This window comes from Streptomyces sp. CNX435, assembly GCF_059570575.1.
This window is the reverse complement of sequence record NZ_JCANTA010000022.1, coordinates 89,421-104,359: the sequence shown is the minus strand read 5'-3', so window position 1 is coordinate 104,359 and position 14,939 is coordinate 89,421. Positions and strand designations below refer to the sequence as shown.

The window sequence follows — 14,939 nt, the reverse complement described above, 5'->3', positions numbered from 1 at the left end:
AGGAACCGAACCCCATGGCCGTCTCCCTGCCCGACACCCACCGTCTCGGCGAGCTGTCCTGGACGCAGGTCAAGCAACTGGCGGAGCAGGACCCGGTCGTCCTGCTGCCCATCGGCGCCATCGAGCAGCACGGGCCGCACCTGCCGGTCCACGAGGACTCCATCGTCGCGGAGTGGGTCGCCGACCGGCTGGCCCGCGAGCACGGCTACTGGGTCGCGCCCGCCCTCAACTACGGCCACTCCGGCGTCTTCCGCGGCTTCGCCGGGAACCTCTCCCTGAGCCAGGAGACGCTGCGCAACGTCACGTACGAGATCGTCGAGGCGCTGGTCGCCTCCGGCTTCCGGCGCATCGTCCTCGTCGACAACAACGGCGGCAACGTCGGCCCGGTGACCGGCGCCGCCCTCGACGCCCGCCGCGACTTCGGCGTGCTCGTCGGCCACCTCTACCCCTGGCAGCTCGGCTACGCCCTCATGCGCGACGTGTACGAGGACCCGGCCACCGCCTACGGGCACGGCGCCGAGCCGGAACACTCGGCGATGCTGGCGATGTTCCCCGAGCAGGTGCAGAGCGACCTGGCCGAGCCCGGCGCGCTCTCCTCGCCCGCCGGCTGGACGCCGACGAGCTACACCGAGGCGGCCATCCCCGGCCAGCCCGTACCCGGCACCGTGCTCTGGGACTTCTCCGAGATCAGCGCCACCGGCTGCACCGGCGACGTGAGCCTGGGCAGCGCCGAGACCGGCAAGGTGTGGATCGAGCGGGTCCTCGGCTTCTGCGCCGCGTACCTGGCGGAGTACGACCGCAACACCCGTACGGCCGAAGCCACGGCGGTGCCGGAGTGAGTACCGCGACGGACGGAGAAGAGGTGGCCGCGGCGCCCGAGCCCGAGCCGGTGCTGAGCGTGGCGCGGCTGTCGGTGGACTTCCGCGTCGCGGGCGAGTGGACACCGGCCGTACGGGACGTCAGCTTCACCGTCGGCCGCGGCGAAGTCGTCGCGCTGGTGGGCGAGTCCGGGTCCGGCAAGTCGGTCAGCTCGATGTCCGTCCTCGGCCTGGTCGCCGGCAGCGCCCGGCACCGCGGCAGCATCCGCTTCCACGACACCGAGCTGCTCGGCCTCGGCCACGAGGCGCTGCGCACCGTCCGCGGCAAGCGGATCGCGATGATCTTCCAGGAGCCGATGACGGCGCTCAACCCCGTCTACACCATCGGCCGGCAGATCGCCGAGGCGATCCGCTGCCACGAGAAGATCTCCGCGGCCGGCGCCCGCGCCCGGGCGATCGAGCTGCTGACGAAGGTCGGCATCCCGGAGCCGGAGCGCCGCGTCGACAGCTATCCGCACCAGCTGTCCGGCGGCCAGCGGCAGCGCGCGATGATCGCCATGGCGATCTCCGGCAACCCCGAGGTGATCATCGCCGACGAGCCGACCACCGCGCTCGACGTCACCGTGCAGGCCGAGATCCTGGAGCTGCTGCGCGGCCTGCGCCGCGACCTCGGCTCCGCGGTTCTCATCATCACCCACGACATGGGCGTGGTCGCCGACATCGCCGACCGGGTGGTGGTGATGAAGGAGGGCGAGGTCGTCGAGGAGGCGCCCGTCGGGCGGCTGTTCGCCGCGCCCGCGCACGAGTACACCCGCCGCCTGCTGGCCGCCGTGCCCAAGCCGCCTCCCCCCGGCGAGGCGGAGCCGACTGGCGTCCCGCCGGGTGGTGCAGGGGAGCAAGGCCCCGGAATCCGCGGGTCGGAGACGGCACCGGCGGGGCACGACCCGAAGCCCCGGGCGGACGCAGCCGCGGCAGTGGGGGTACCCCCGCCAGTGGGGGCGTTGCCGGCGGGGGAGGGCGCGACGCTGCGGGTACGGGACCTGGAGGTCGAGTACCCCGGGCGGCTGGGCCGCAAGGGGTTCAAGGCCGTGCACGGCGTGAGCCTGACGATCGGCAAGGGCGAAGTCCTGGGCCTGGTCGGCGAGTCCGGCTCCGGCAAGTCCACCATCGGCCGGGCCGTCGTCGGGCTGACCCGCGCGACCGCCGGGTCCGTCGAGGTCTGCGGCACCGACGTCACCGGCCTGTCCGGCCGCCGGCTGCGCGCCTTCCGGCCGACGTACTCGATGGTCTTCCAGGACCCCGGCGCCTCGCTCAACCCGCGCTGGTCGATCGGCGCTTCGATCGCCGCGCCGCTGCTGGTCAACGGCGTCACTGGCCGTGCCGCGGGCCGTGCCGCCGCGCACGCCCGGGTGGCCGATCTGCTGGAGCAGGTCGAGCTGCCGGCGGCCTGGGCGAGCCGGTTCCCGCACGAGCTGTCCGGCGGCCAGCGCCAGCGCGTCGGCATCGCCCGCGCGCTGGCGCTGGAGCCGGAGCTGCTCATCGCCGACGAGCCGACGTCCGCGCTGGACGTCTCCGTCCAGGCCACCGTGCTGCGGCTGTTCCGCGAGCTGCAGGACCGGCTCGGCTTCGCGTGCCTGTTCATCAGCCACGACCTCGGTGTCGTCGAACTGCTCGCGCACGAGGTCGCGGTGCTGCAGAACGGCCGTCTGGTGGAGCACGGCCCGGCGCGCGAGGTGCTGGCCCGGCCGCGTACGGAGTACACCAGGCGGCTCGTCGCCGCCGCGCCGGTGCCGGACCCGGCGCAGCAGGCGGAGCGCCGCCGGCTATGGCGCGAGATGGCGGCGGCGTGAGGGCGGCGCCGGCGCCCCGCCGTGTGGGGCGCCGCGGCCGGTCACTGCAGGTGCGCGACCACCGACTGGTCGGGGTTCAGGTGGGTGCGGATCGTACGGGCCGCGGTCTCGAACTCGTACCCACCGAGGGCGTCGAGCAGCGCCGCGTGCTCGCGCATGATGAGCGGCAGCCGCTCGGGGCGGATCGTTATCGCCGAGACCCCGATGCGCTGGTGCCGCGGCCGGAGGCTGCGGAACAGGTCGGTGAGCACGGTGTTGCCGGTGGCCTGGACGAAGCCGAAGTGGAACTGGAAGTCGAGCGCCCCGTGTTCGGCGATCGCCTCCCGGTCGCCGGCGCGGCAGCGCGCCAGCAGCTTCTCGTCGCCCATCTCCTCCAGCAGCTCGGTCTGCCGGGCGGGGATCTCCAGCCGCTTGTCGCACAGAGTACGGAAGCCGTGTATCTCCAGCACTTGGCGCAGCTCGTACGTCTCGATCATCTCGGCCACGGTGACCCGGCGGACCTGCGCGCCGCGCCGCGGCAGCAGGTCGAGATACCCCTCGGCGGCCAGCCGGTGCAGCGCCTCGCGCACGGGCGTCCGCGACACCCCCGCGGCCTCGGAAAGGACCTTCTCCTCCAGGAACGAGCCCTCCGGATACCGCCCCAGGAGGACGGACTCCCTGACCCACTCGTACGCCCGCGCCCGCGCCGTCACCGTCACCGCACGCCCGTCCTCGTCGACTGACACGCTCTCCGCCCTCTGTCGCCGCATATGTATACGCAATGTATACCAAAGCTCAAGGAGGCTCATGCCCACCCGCACGACCGACCGCCGGCCCGCCTACGCCGCCTGGCTTTCCGACCCGAGTTTCGCCACCGCCGAGATCGTGGCGGCCACCGGGTACGGCGCCGTGGTGCTCGACATCGAGCACGGCGCATTCGACCTCGCCGACCTGGAGCGCTTCATCCCGTTCCTGCGCCGGCTCGACCTCGACGTGCTGGCCAAGGTCCTCGGCCCGGAGCGCGGCCCGATCCAGCAGGCGCTGGACTTCGGCGCCACCGCCGTCGTCGTCCCGCACGTGGAGAGCGCGGCGCACGCCGCCGAGGTCTGCGCGTACGGCAAGTTCCCGCCGCTGGGCGACCGCAGCTTCGCGGGCGGCCGGACGGCGGGCTACGGGGGGTTCGACGACGACTGGATCGCCCGGCAGGACCGCGAGACGCGGGTCTACCCGATGATCGAGGACGCCGGGGCGCTGGCGGAGATCGAGAAGATCCTCGAACTGCCGGTGGTCGACGGCGTGTTCGTCGGCCCCAGCGACCTGTCGATGCGCCGCGCACGCGGCGCGTACACCCGGAGCGAGGCGGACTTCGCCGACCTCGCCGCCGTCGCGGACGCCGCGCGGGCGGCGGGCAAGCCGTGGGTGCTGCCGGCGTGGTCCGCGGCCGAGAAGGCGTTCGCGCTCGCGCACGGCGCCGACCAGCTGGTCCTGACCATGCAGCACGGGGCGCTGCTGGCCGGCTTCGGGGCGGCGGTCGCCGAGACCGACGCGCTGGCGGATTCCCGGGGGCTACGCCCCCGGACCCCCGTCACCGGCTCCGCCGGGGCCGGGTAACGCAAGATTCCGGGGCTGCGCCCCAGACCCCCGCCGGGGGCTGCGGCCCCCAGGACCCTCGGGGCTGCGCCCCACCGACCCCCCGCCGAGGGCTGCGCCTCCAGACCCCTGAGGGCTACGGCCCCCGACCCCCGCCGAGGGCGGCGCCCCCAGACCCACTTCCGGGGGCTACGCCCACCGCCCCCCGCCGAGGGCTGGGCCTCCAGCCCCCACCACACGAAAGGCACCACACCACTCATGCTCGCCACCGTCGCCCAGTTCGCCGCCACCACCGACAAGGCCGCCAACCTCAAGACCGCCGCCGACCTCGTCGCCACCGCCGCCGCGCGTGGCTCGGACCTCGTCGTCCTCCCCGAGAACGCCATGTACGCCAACCCCGACCCGCAGGCCGAGACCGCCGGCGCCGCCGAGGCGGTCGACGGGCCGTTCGCCACCGCGATCGGCGCACTGGCCAGGGAGCACGGCGTCGCGGTCGTCGCCGGCATGACGGAGGCGGCGGGCGGGGGCGCCGGCAAGCCCAGCAACACCGTCCTCGCCGTGGACCGCGGCGGCGAGCAGTTCGGCGTGTACCGCAAGGTCCACCTCTACGACGCCTTCGGCTACCGCGAGTCCGACCGCATCCAGCCGCAGCCCGCCAAGGCGCTGACCTTCACCCTCGACGGCCTCACCGTCGGCGTCATGACCTGCTACGACCTCCGCTTCCCGGAGATGGCCCGGTTCCTGGTCGACGCCGGCGCCGAGGCCATCGCCGTACCCGCCGCCTGGGTCACCGGACCGGCCAAGGAGGACCACTGGACCACCCTGCTGCGGGCCCGGGCGATCGAGAACACCGTGTACGTCCTCGGCTGCGGCCAGACGGGGCCCACCTGGTGCGGGCAGAGCGCCATCGTCGACCCCATGGGCCAGATCGCCGCCTCCGCCGGTGAGACGCCCGGCGTGGCCTCCGCGGTCCTCGACGCGGCGCGGGTGGCGGAGGTGCGGGTGAAGAACCCGAGCCTGGCCAACCGCCGCTTCTCGGTGGCCTTCGGCTGACGGCGCCTGGGGTCCCGACGCGCCGGATTCCAGGTGCTCGGGAGTGACCGAGGCCGGGATCTGCGTAGGCACAGACCAGAAACCGGTGTTGCCGTCAGAAGTTTTGACAGGCCGTGATCTGGGCCCTGCGCCGGAACGAAGACGACGTTGCCCGGGACGCTTCGGCGTCCCGGGCAACGTACGTGGCCGGCAGCGGCAGGGCTACCGGGAGAGTCGCAGGTCCCAGCCGTCGCCGGTGCGGGTCAGGGCGGGGGTGTAGGTGACGGGGGCGGGGCGGCCGGTCTCTTCCCACTGCCTCAGCCAGTCGTGCAGGACGGTCAGGGACGGGGAGTCGGGGGCATCGGCGAGGATCGTGCCGTCCTGCTGGATGACGGCGGCCGTTGTGGTGGTGGTGTGGCCGATTGCCCACAGGTCCGGGCTGAGCCCGGCCATGGTGAGGCGGTGGTCGCCGCGGGTGGCGGCGAAGGTCCGCCAGGACGGCAGGTCGATCTCCGCACCCGGGTACGGCTCGGTGTGCGTGTCCTTGAGCAGCCGGTCCAGCGCGGTGCGGGCGCCGGTGTTCAGGTGGTCGTCCTCGTCTCGCCAGGCGATGGAGATCCAGGAGGGGGCGGGGAGACGGTTCTCCCAGTCCACCCACCGGCCGGGCAGGTCGAGGTCGGTCTTGGGCGAGCTGGTGGCCTCGATGTAGCCGCCGGTGAACACCTCCTCGACCGCGGGCTCGCCGCCGGTGACGCGGATCTTGGTGACGACGGTCATGTTGGGCACGGCCGCGATCGGCAGCGGGGCGACGATGAGGCCGCCGTCGACGACCTGATTCACCCACGCCTTCGGCAGCATCGGCGGGGTGCACCAGGCCACCATCCGATCGTAGGGTGCCCGCTCGGGGAAGCCGCCGGTGCCGTCCGCCGCGTGGCAGCGGACGTGCTTCAGGCCCCGCTGGTGGTGGATGAGGCCGGCCCAGCGGGTCAGGTAGGTGTCGATGTCGAGGCTGGTCACCTGGCCCGTGGGGCCGACGAGTTCGGCGAGCAGAGCGCCGGAGTAGCCGGAGCCGGTGCCGAACTCCACGACGTTCATACCCGTCCGTGCGTCCAGCGTGGTCAGTTCGCGGTGGACGACGGCGGGGTTCGAGCGGTGCGGGGTGGCGCCGCGGCCTTCGTGGTGGGTGTAGTGGCGCTCGGGGACGGTCTCGGCGGCCAGGGCGACGGCGGACATCGGCTCACTCCTCGGGGACGAGTACAGGCATTCGGTCAACTGCTCCGGGCGGGTGAAGGACACGGCGCCGGCGGGGCGGTCAGATGGTCAGTGCGGTGTGGTGGTGCCATCCGGCTTCGGTGTACTCGCCGACCGGGCCGTGGCCGGGCACCTCGGCCCAGGCGTGGTACTCGACCGGTGGCGGGGAGAACCGCGCGCCCAGGCACCAGTTCAGGCGGCGCCCCAGCAGGGCGGCTGCCAGGACCGCGCCGAGAGAGGTCTCCATGCAGGCGGCGCGGCCGGGCCACAGGTGGCCGGTGTGCCGGACCGCGTCAACCAGCGCCCCGGCCCGCTCCGGGGTGAGCGGCCGGCGGCCCGCCCGGCGTGCCCAGCGCACAGCGCGGACGGTGTGCCGGAACGGCAGCCGCAGAAGGGCGAGCGCGAGACCGGCGGCTGCGGCCATCCGCTCGGCGAAGGTCCCGGTGCGGACGGTGGAGTACGCCTCCATGCTCGTCACTGCCACCACCCCCACCTGCGGCGGCGGATCACGGGCTGCGTGACGGCGAGGCCCTGCGCGGTCAGCGCGTCGGCGACCGTACGGACGTCGGCGGCGGCGTGTTCGCCGCCGATGCCGTACCGCTGCGCGTACTGCCCGGCGGCCTCCTCCTCGGTGGTGCCCGCGAGCAGGAGCATCACGGCGGCGGACGCGGTCGGGGTCAGGTGCGTCCAGCGGCCCGTGCGCTCATCCAGGATCGCGCCGCCTTCGTCGGTCAGGACCGGGTGGGCGCTCTCAGCCAGTCGCCACACGGGAGTTCACCTCCCACCAGGTGGTGGCGGCGGTATCGAGCTGCCGGAGCCAGACCTCAGCGGAGACCGCGAGGTGCAGGGCGCCCTGGGCGGTGGGCTGTCCGGCAGCGGCCCGGGCGAGCATCCGCGCCACCGGCCGCTCGGTGACCAGCCCGGCGGCGGCCAGCCGTGAAGACGGCCCGAGAAGATCGAGCAGGACGGGGGCGTTGTTCCGCAGGCCCGCGTACGCGAGGGCGTTGAAGCCGCCCTTCGTGGTTCGGGAGAGCACGAAGCCGGGCAGCACCCCGGTCCCGGTGAACGCCGTCTTCAGCAGCGGTTTGTAGCGGCCGGGGGCGCCGCGCTGATCTGCGGGGACCGCCAGGCAGGCCCGGATCACCTCGTTGTCGAGATACGGGGCGACCAGATCGATGCCGTACCACTCGGCGGCCAGTTGCCGCCAGCCGGTGGTGTCGGCGCCGAGGCGGGCGAGGTCCTGCCCGTCCGCCCACGTGGCGAGGCGTGCGGGTGCGTCGTCCAGATGGTCGGCGGCGGTGTCGAGGGCGGCGGCGAGTTGGTGGCGGATGTCGGGGCTCATCCAGTCGGCCGTGGCCAGCAGCGGTGTCCACGACACCGGTCGGGACGCCTGCGGCATCCACTGCCGTACAGGGCCGCGCAGTTCGGCGGCCGTCTGCCGCCACTCGCCGGCCAGACCGGTCCGGGAGGCGGGTCGGGCCCGCCGCAGGACCGACCAGGCGGAGGTGTGCCGCAGCCGGGCGTGACCGAGCGCGTGAGACCAGGCCCGGCGGTGCTGCCGCTCGCGCAGCAGGTCGGCGAGGTAGGAGGAGGGGGCGGACAGCACCGCGTCCCCGGCCGAACCGGTGAAGTGCAGGCCCGGGGCCGGGTGGTGGGTGGCCACGGTGTCCAGCACGGCCCGTTTGATCGACGCGGTGACCGCGTAGGCGTGGGGAACGTCGGTCACCGGCAGCCGACGCAGGTCGTCCAGGCCGTCGTAGTAGACGGTGGACGCGGTGCCGGACACCACGTGGTGGGTCAGGTGCGGCACCGCCGCGGCGGTGCGGGTCGCGTACGGGAGGTCGTCGTCGCGCAGGCGTTCATCGGCGAACGTCACCGCGGTGACCGGGCCCTGCTGGGCGGCGAGGCAGGCCAGCGTGGTGGAGTCGAGTCCGGCCAGGTCGGCGCTGACCAAGCGGCCGTCGAGGCGGGTGGCGACGGCTTCGACCAGCGCGGCCCGTACCGTCGCCGCGGCGAGAGGCAGATCCACGCTCCCGTATGCGGCCGGCTCGAACCGCACCGTACGGGCGCCCGAGGGGCCGGCCAGCAGCAGGTGCCCGCCCGGTACCCGTTCGACGCACCGCATCAGGCTGCGCTGCCGAAGGACGTCCGGCTGGGCCAGCGCGAGATGCGCGGCCAGCGCGGTCGGGTCGACCGGCGCCCCGTCGAGAACGGCCAGCGCCAGCGCGGACGTCGCCCACCACACCGCACCGCCGTAGCTTCGCCAGTACACGGGGTGCTGCCCGGCCAGATCACCGACGACGGCCAGCGTCGCCCCATTGCGGGCGATCGTGAGGTACGAGCCGGGCCACCGGGTCAGCTCCCGCCACCGCCCGGCCCGCACCGACGACAGCCGTGCGGCGAGCTGGTCGTCGTCGGCCCCGCAGTCCCCGATCACGGCCAGCGACACGGTTCCCTGGCTCACCGACCGCACCCGATCCGTGGGCCAGCCCACCGTCCATGCCGCCTCGATGCCGGGCACCGGGTGCCCGTGCCGGGGCCATCTGGCTTCTTCCGTTGTTCCGTACCGTCCCGCGCTCCACCGCATCGCCGCCGTCTCCTTCACGACTCGTCGTACCTGGCCAGCAACCGAAAAGAGCGCCGGGCCCACCCGTCTGTGCCCCAGCACAGGTATGGCGGGCCCGGCGTCCCCTGGGCCGGGCCCGACGGAGCGGCGTGGACCCCGTCCGGCCCGGCGGACCCGAAGGTCAGGCGTTCTTGTACTGGGTGTCGTCGGCGGTGTCGAAGTTCTGGGTGCCCAGCGTCACCTCGACGACGTCGCCGGCGTCCAGCACGACCGGCGCCTGGTAGGCCGGGGTCTGCGTGGTGTGCTCCATGTCGGAACCTCCATCCGTGTTCCGTCCCTGGCGTCCGGGAGCGGACGCGCAGTGAACGGCGGTGCCCGTCCCGGCAGTTCAGCGTCCCCGGGATTCCGGTCCGCGTCCTGCCGGGCATAACCAACAGTCAACCGGCGGTGACTCTTCGTCGGTACGGTTGGGAAGGACGGATGGGTATACGAGGTATACGGGGGGCGGTCATGGCCCAGCGCTTACCGAACACCAGGCTGCGGGACGCCGTCGCGGAATCGGGATGGACGTACGCGGCGCTCGCCCATGCGGTCCGCCAGGTCGCGGCCGAGATGGGCGCCTCCCTGCGGACGAACAAGTCGGCGGTGGACCACTGGATCGCCGGAGCGATGCCTTCGGGGCACACCGGCCGCTACCTGGCCGTCGCTCTCTCCCGCCGACTGGGACGGACCCTGACCCTGGAGGATCTGGGCCTGCCGGTCCCGGCCGGCTGGGAGAATGACAGCCTGGGACTGTCCATCGGAGACGACCCGCTGGACGCCCTGATGCCGATCTGGAGAGGCGACTTGGACCGTCGAGGCTTCCTGTCCGGTGCGGCGTACTCGGTGGCTGCCGCAGTACTGCCGTTGGAGCACGTCGACGACATCGCCTCCCGCGCGGCCAAGGCCCGCACCGGCGCCCGGGTCGGGCACGCGGACGTGGCCGCAGTACGCGACATGGTCGCGATGTTCGCGGTGATGGACGAACGCCACGGCGGACAGCACGGCCGCTCCGCCCTTGTGCAGTACCTGATGTCGGACGTCGCGACCCTGTGCCGGGGCCGGTTCGCTTCCGAGGACGACCACCAGCACATGCTGTCCGTCGCCGCTGTCGGCGTTCACCAGGCCGGCTGGCGGGCGTACGACGGCGGAGAACAGGGCCTCGCGCAGAGGTACTACCTCCAGGCGTACGCCCTGGCCCACGAGTCGGGCATCACCGGGCACGACGCTTTCGTCATGAGGACCATGTCCCAGCAGGGCATGAAGCTGCACCGCCCCGAGCACTGCCTGGCCCTGGCCGCGAGCGCCGTCGACAAGGTCCACGGACGGGTCGACACCCAGACCGAGGCGCTGTTCGCCGTCACCCACGCACACGCCCTCGCCAAAGCAGGCCGGCGGCAGGAAGCCGTACGCGAGGTCGAGCGCGCCCGCACCGCCCTGAACTCGGCGAGGGGCGACGAGGTCCCGTTCTGGGCCCTGTCGTGGGGCCCGCCCGCCGCCACCGTCCACAGCCGGACAGCGAAAGTCTTCGAGACGCTCGGGGACCGGCGCCGGGCCGCGGCGATGTACGGGACGGCGGCGGCAAGCCGACCGCCGGGCACCTATGCACGGATCGTCGCCCTGGACCTGGTCGCGCAGGCCGGGATGCAGGCCGCCCAGGGCAGCGTCGAGCAGGCGTGCGCCACCTGGGACCGGGCCATCGACCACATGGACGGCGTCCAGTCCGGGCGGACCCGCAAGGCCGTGGGCAACATGCGCCGCGACCTGTCCCGCTTCCGCACCCGCGGACTGCGATGCGCCGCCGAACTAGACGAACGCGCCCGCGACTTCCTCAGCAACCGCCGCTGACCCCAACCTCCGGGCCGGGGACAGGATGTGACGGACCCGGCCCGGTTCACAACCGCCCCGGCCGGCCGGTCGCTGCCGGCCGCCCGGGGGCCGTTTGGGGTGCGTTGGGGTTAGGCGGCCCGTAGACCAAAAAGGAACGTAACCCGCATACGAGGCGGACGCGGAGCGCGACGGCGCGCATACAGGGAGGTGAACGACCCGGAAGCGAGCGTTTCGGGGTGCTGCGGCGAAGGCGATAAATCACCACCGTGGGTGTAGGGCCCCACCCAGCCCCACCCGGCCCCACTTCCCCACGGGCCACGCCGACCTGCTCACCCCCTGCCGCGAGAAGGCGAGACTCAGATGGACGGTTACTTCCTCACGGAGCGTCACAAACGTCTCAGGGAGGAGGTCCGTGCCTACGCGGAACGCGAGGTCCGCCCCCGGGTCCCGGGGATGGAGGAGTCGCGGAACGTGCAGTACGAGCTGTCCCGCGACATCGCCCGGCAGGGCTGGCTCGGCGTCACCGTCGAGGCCGACTACGGCGGGATGGAGCTGGGCCACCTCGCCAAAACGATCGTGATCGAAGAGCTTTCGCGGGTGAGCGCGGCCATGGGCGCGATGGTGCAGGCGTCGCAGCTCGGCGTCGCGAAGATCGTGCACTTCGGCAGCGCCGTGCAGAAGAAGACGTGGCTGCCGCTGATATCCGCCGGCGTCTGCATGCCGACGATAGCCGTCACCGAACCCACGTCCGGCAGCCATGTGCTGGGGATGTCGGCGCACGCCGAGCGGGTCGGGGACGAGTACGTGGTCAACGGCCGCAAGGTGTTCGTCGGCAACAGCCACGTCGGCGATCTCCACGGGGTCGTCGTCCGCACCGGGCCCGGCTCCCAGGGCCTGTCGGCGCTGCTCGTGGAGGCCGACCGCCCCGGCTGCCGGCTGGGCCCGCACCGGCCCTCCATGGGGCTGCACGGCTTCAGCTTCGGCGAGGTGATCTTCGAGAACTGCCGGGTGCCCGCGGCGAACCTGCTGGGGCGGGAAGGCGACGGCCTGGCGGTCGCGTACTCCTCCAGCATCCTGTACGGCAGGCCGAACCTCACCGCCGTCGCCCTCGGCATCCACCAGGCGCTGGTGGAGGAGACCACCGCCTTCGCGGCCCGGCAGATCCGCTACGGCCGGCCGCTGGCGGAGCTGGGCACGGTCAAGCAGCGGCTCGGCGAGATGCAGTCGCGGCTGATGACCGCCCGGCTGGCCGCGTACCACGCGACGCACCTGCTGGACCGCGGACTGCCGTGCGACGCGGAGCTGCAGAACGCCAAGCTGGTCAACGTCGAGTCCGCGCTCGACTCGGCCCGTACGGCCATGGAGGTGCACGGCGCCTGCGGGCTCTACCCGGAGATGTCGGTGGAGCGATATCTGCGCGACGCGTACCACGTGTTACCCCCGGCCGGGACCTCCGACGTACAGCGGCTGCGGCTGGCGGAGGTGGCACTCGGCGCCGACCACGAACCGTGGTCGGCCCGCCACGCACCGCGTTCCGTCCAGCCGGTCTGAGTGCGAGCGACGGGGCGCGTCTTCTGCGCCGCGGAGGCACCTTCCGCCCAGCCGCACCTACTCGGTCAGGCCGGCCCGCTTCGCCATCGTCACGAGGTCCGGGCGGGACCGTTGATGGAGCACGAACAGCACGCGCAGCACCTCGCGGCACATGGGGTGGATCTGGGCCATCTGCGGCGCTACGGCGAAGGCGCGCTTCAGCGCCTCCTCTGCCCCGTCCAGGTCCTTGATCGCCAACCGGGCGCGGGCGACATCGATGTAGAGGCGCGCGATGCGGTTGGGCTTGAGGCCCTCCGGGGGCTCGGTGATGAGTCTGGGCGCCATCTCCGCGGCCCGGTCCGGCTGGCCGAGTTCCACGAGCGCCGCGAGTTCGTACAGGGACGTATTCCCGGGCCCGAACGTCAGGTGGTGCCGGACCACATCGTGAGGCATGCTCTCGGCCAACTCCCAGGCGTGCCGCGCATGGTCCTTGGTCGCGCTCTTGTCCCTGCCCCGAGACGCGAGGACGACGCCCCGCAGATGGAGGGAGCCGAGCACTATGGCGCCCTCCGGGCCGTTCCTCGCCGCCTGGTACTTGCCGATGGCGCGCTCTACGATCGCGAGCCCGTCCTCGTACTGTCCGGCGCTCTGATAGCAGCCCGCCTCGTTCCAGGCGGCAGCGGCCTCCGCCCCGGGGTTCCACGTCTGCATGGCGGCCCACTGCTGCCGAGCCACGATCATGTCCGCCAGGTCTGGCTGGGCGTACCGGTGCGCGACGGTATAAGCGGCGCCGTATGTGTCGGCGACCTGCCCCCAGGCGACCGCATCCCCGCCCGCCTGCAGGGCGGTCGCTGTGACCTGGCCCAGAACGGCCGGGAGCCTCCTGAGTAGCCCCAGGTAGTCAGTGTCGGAACGGAACCGGGCCACGTCCTGCAGTGCGGCGCTCAGGGCGGACTGCTCCGGGATGTCCTCCCTGGGCAGCGTGTGGCGCCGGACCGCTGCCCGTAGGTCGTTCAGCAGGTCTGCCTGCTCGCTGGGGTCTGTGAACGGCTGGCCGTAGATCCGTTGGGTCGTTACGTGCATGGCACGGGCGAGGGAGGCTACGACGGGAGGAGTGGCCGGTCGTACTCCCTCTTCGATCTTCTTGAGGTAGCTGAGGGAGATCCCGGCATCGCGAGCCAGCTTCGTCTGTCCCAGCCCTCGGGCTTTGCGAAGGACCGCGATGTTCTCACCCGCTGCCGGTGACTTGCTGTCCATGACTGCCACCTTCTCACCGTGCTCGCGATGCCGCCTCCAACCCCATTGTGACCCTGCCGAGTTGTGTCCCTGTTGTGTTCTCTGATCTTGCACGCCAGCGGTTTGCTGGTTACACACAGCGAAGGTGCGGTGACAGGAGAGGCGGATGATCGACCACCCCCACGGCTCGCCGGAACTCGAAGACCCGGCGCCGCGGCTCGCCTTCATCTACGACCGGCACGCCACGACGGCGACCGGCGCACTGGACGAGCGCATAGAGCGATGCCGGCAGTACGCGGCCGACCGCGGCTGGGTGGTGGCCGGGGAGTGGGTGGACCGCGGGGACAACGCGCTGCGCGCCCGGGCACGGCCTGCGTGGGACGGGCTCACCTATGCCATGCGTCAGGCCGCCGCACCCGCGGTGTGCCTGGTCGACACCTGGGACCGCGTCAGCTGGGACCGGTCCGACTGCGCGATCTTGCGTCTCGCTGTCCATCAGGTCGGCGGGCACTGCGTCACCGCCGGTGGGGAGGACGACCGGGAACTCAGCCGCGGCCGGATCACCGTCACCGCCCCGTTGTCGGTGAGGAGGCGGCCGTGAGCGCCGACGACGGGCCCGAGGCCCGTCGGCTTCCTCCGGTGTCCCGGAGGCGGGAGCGGGAGCACGAGCCGTTCAACCCGCGGCCTGCGGTGGCGAGTTTGGGTGAGGCGCCGGACTGGCGCGGCTACCCGCCCCCGGGGGTGGTGGGAGGAGAGGGCGTGAACGCTGAGCAGCCGTCAGAGCCGGGCGACTTGCTGATGGATCTGCGGACCGGTGGGCTCGGCCGCGTGGACCGCCTGCTCGACGACTACGTCTGGCTTCGGCTGCGCGGCGGTGGCCGCCCGTGGGTCTCACCGCTCCCCGCGTGCCGCCCCCTGACCGACGACGAGCGCCGGACCGCGGTACGCCGAGCGGGCCCTGTGCTCGCCTGGCTGCGGCCGACCCAGGAAGGCAGAGCCCGATGACCGCACCATCGCACCGGACCTCCGCAGACGGCCCGGTCCACCTGCCCGACCCGTTCCCCACCCCCGACGCCACCGCGGCCCCCAGCTGCGCGAGGTGCGCGGAGCTGGCCGAGGGCCGGACAGTGGCCCGCGCGGCGGGTGACCTGTCCGCCGTCAGCGACGCCAACGTCCTCATCCGCAGACATCCCGCCCACTGAACTCCCGCCCCCGGCC

The 14,939-nt window shown here is 72.9% G+C and carries 16 protein-coding genes; 9 read left to right on the top strand and 7 right to left on the bottom strand.

What is annotated here, in order from left to right; translation table 11 throughout:
• The first annotated feature begins 14 nt into the window (after nt 1–14).
• Both T328_RS28720 and T328_RS28715 read left to right on the top strand, forming a co-directional pair.
• A complete protein-coding gene (locus T328_RS28720) occupies nt 15–839 on the top strand; it encodes a creatininase family protein (protein WP_496499109.1) in 825 nt (274 codons plus the stop codon).
• On the top strand, nt 836–2,668 hold the full coding sequence (locus T328_RS28715) for an ABC transporter ATP-binding protein (RefSeq protein WP_496499108.1): 1,833 nt from the start codon (nt 836–838) through the stop codon (nt 2,666–2,668). Before T328_RS28720 ends, T328_RS28715 begins: the two co-directional genes overlap by 4 nt.
• A gap of 41 nt (nt 2,669–2,709) precedes the next feature.
• Here the strand turns inward: T328_RS28715 and T328_RS28710 are convergent, their stop codons facing one another.
• Nucleotides 2,710–3,393 carry a GntR family transcriptional regulator gene (locus tag T328_RS28710; RefSeq protein ID WP_496499107.1) on the bottom strand — a complete coding sequence of 228 codons (684 nt, stop codon included), beginning with the start codon at nt 3,391–3,393 and terminating at the stop codon, nt 2,710–2,712.
• 61 nt (nt 3,394–3,454) lie between these two features.
• On the opposite strand from T328_RS28710, the gene T328_RS28705 reads away from it, so the two are divergent.
• Nucleotides 3,455–4,258, top strand: a complete 804-nt coding sequence (locus T328_RS28705) for an HpcH/HpaI aldolase family protein (RefSeq protein WP_496499106.1) — start codon at nt 3,455–3,457, stop codon at nt 4,256–4,258.
• 237 nt (nt 4,259–4,495) lie between these two features.
• The gene (locus tag T328_RS28700; protein ID WP_496499105.1) at nt 4,496–5,290 is read left to right on the top strand and encodes a carbon-nitrogen hydrolase family protein; all 795 of its coding nucleotides are present in this window, start codon (nt 4,496–4,498) and stop codon (nt 5,288–5,290) included.
• 201 nt (nt 5,291–5,491) lie between these two features.
• On the opposite strand, the gene T328_RS28695 is transcribed toward T328_RS28700, so the two are convergent.
• The 5 genes from T328_RS28695 to T328_RS28675 all read right to left on the bottom strand — a co-directional run bounded on the left by T328_RS28695 (nt 5,492) and on the right by T328_RS28675 (nt 9,396).
• Nucleotides 5,492–6,502, bottom strand: coding sequence for a protein-L-isoaspartate O-methyltransferase family protein (locus T328_RS28695; RefSeq protein WP_496499104.1), 1,011 nt, complete (start codon nt 6,500–6,502; stop codon nt 5,492–5,494).
• A gap of 79 nt (nt 6,503–6,581) precedes the next feature.
• On the bottom strand, nt 6,582–7,004 hold the full coding sequence (locus T328_RS28690; RefSeq protein WP_496499103.1) for a lasso peptide biosynthesis B2 protein: 423 nt from the start codon (nt 7,002–7,004) through the stop codon (nt 6,582–6,584).
• The gene (locus T328_RS28685) at nt 6,995–7,288 is read right to left on the bottom strand and encodes a PqqD family peptide modification chaperone (protein ID WP_496499102.1); all 294 of its coding nucleotides are present in this window, start codon (nt 7,286–7,288) and stop codon (nt 6,995–6,997) included. The genes T328_RS28690 and T328_RS28685 overlap by 10 nt, the downstream gene beginning before the upstream one ends.
• Nucleotides 7,272–9,107 (bottom strand): albusnodin/ikarugamycin family macrolactam cyclase, encoded by a 1,836-nt coding sequence (locus tag T328_RS28680; protein ID WP_496499101.1) that lies wholly within the window; start codon nt 9,105–9,107, stop codon nt 7,272–7,274. The genes T328_RS28685 and T328_RS28680 overlap by 17 nt, the downstream gene beginning before the upstream one ends.
• Nucleotides 9,108–9,267: 160 nt before the next feature.
• Complete coding sequence (locus T328_RS28675) at nt 9,268–9,396, bottom strand: lasso RiPP family leader peptide-containing protein (RefSeq protein WP_179180899.1); 129 nt, start codon at nt 9,394–9,396, stop codon at nt 9,268–9,270.
• Nucleotides 9,397–9,596: 200 nt separating this feature from the next.
• Between T328_RS28675 and T328_RS28670 the strand changes: the two genes are divergently transcribed.
• Nucleotides 9,597–10,973 (top strand): NsdA family TPR-like regulatory protein, encoded by a 1,377-nt coding sequence (locus tag T328_RS28670; protein WP_496499100.1) that lies wholly within the window; start codon nt 9,597–9,599, stop codon nt 10,971–10,973.
• Between the two features lie 342 nt (nt 10,974–11,315).
• Nucleotides 11,316–12,506: an acyl-CoA dehydrogenase family protein gene (locus tag T328_RS28665; RefSeq protein ID WP_496499099.1), complete on the top strand. Its 1,191-nt coding sequence runs from the start codon at nt 11,316–11,318 to the stop codon at nt 12,504–12,506.
• Nucleotides 12,507–12,563: 57 nt separating this feature from the next.
• On the opposite strand, the gene T328_RS28660 is transcribed toward T328_RS28665, so the two are convergent.
• Nucleotides 12,564–13,742 (bottom strand): helix-turn-helix domain-containing protein, encoded by a 1,179-nt coding sequence (locus T328_RS28660; protein ID WP_496499098.1) that lies wholly within the window; start codon nt 13,740–13,742, stop codon nt 12,564–12,566.
• A 145-nt stretch (nt 13,743–13,887) separates the two neighbouring features.
• Between T328_RS28660 and T328_RS28655 the strand changes: the two genes are divergently transcribed.
• The 3 genes from T328_RS28655 (at nt 13,888) to T328_RS28645 (ending at nt 14,923) form a co-directional block, all read left to right on the top strand.
• On the top strand, nt 13,888–14,322 hold the full coding sequence (locus T328_RS28655; RefSeq protein ID WP_496499097.1) for a recombinase family protein: 435 nt from the start codon (nt 13,888–13,890) through the stop codon (nt 14,320–14,322).
• A 158-nt stretch (nt 14,323–14,480) separates the two neighbouring features.
• The gene (locus tag T328_RS28650; protein WP_496499096.1) at nt 14,481–14,726 is read left to right on the top strand and encodes a hypothetical protein; all 246 of its coding nucleotides are present in this window, start codon (nt 14,481–14,483) and stop codon (nt 14,724–14,726) included.
• Nucleotides 14,723–14,923 (top strand): hypothetical protein, encoded by a 201-nt coding sequence (locus T328_RS28645; protein WP_496499095.1) that lies wholly within the window; start codon nt 14,723–14,725, stop codon nt 14,921–14,923. Before T328_RS28650 ends, T328_RS28645 begins: the two co-directional genes overlap by 4 nt.
• Nucleotides 14,924–14,939 lie beyond the last annotated feature (16 nt).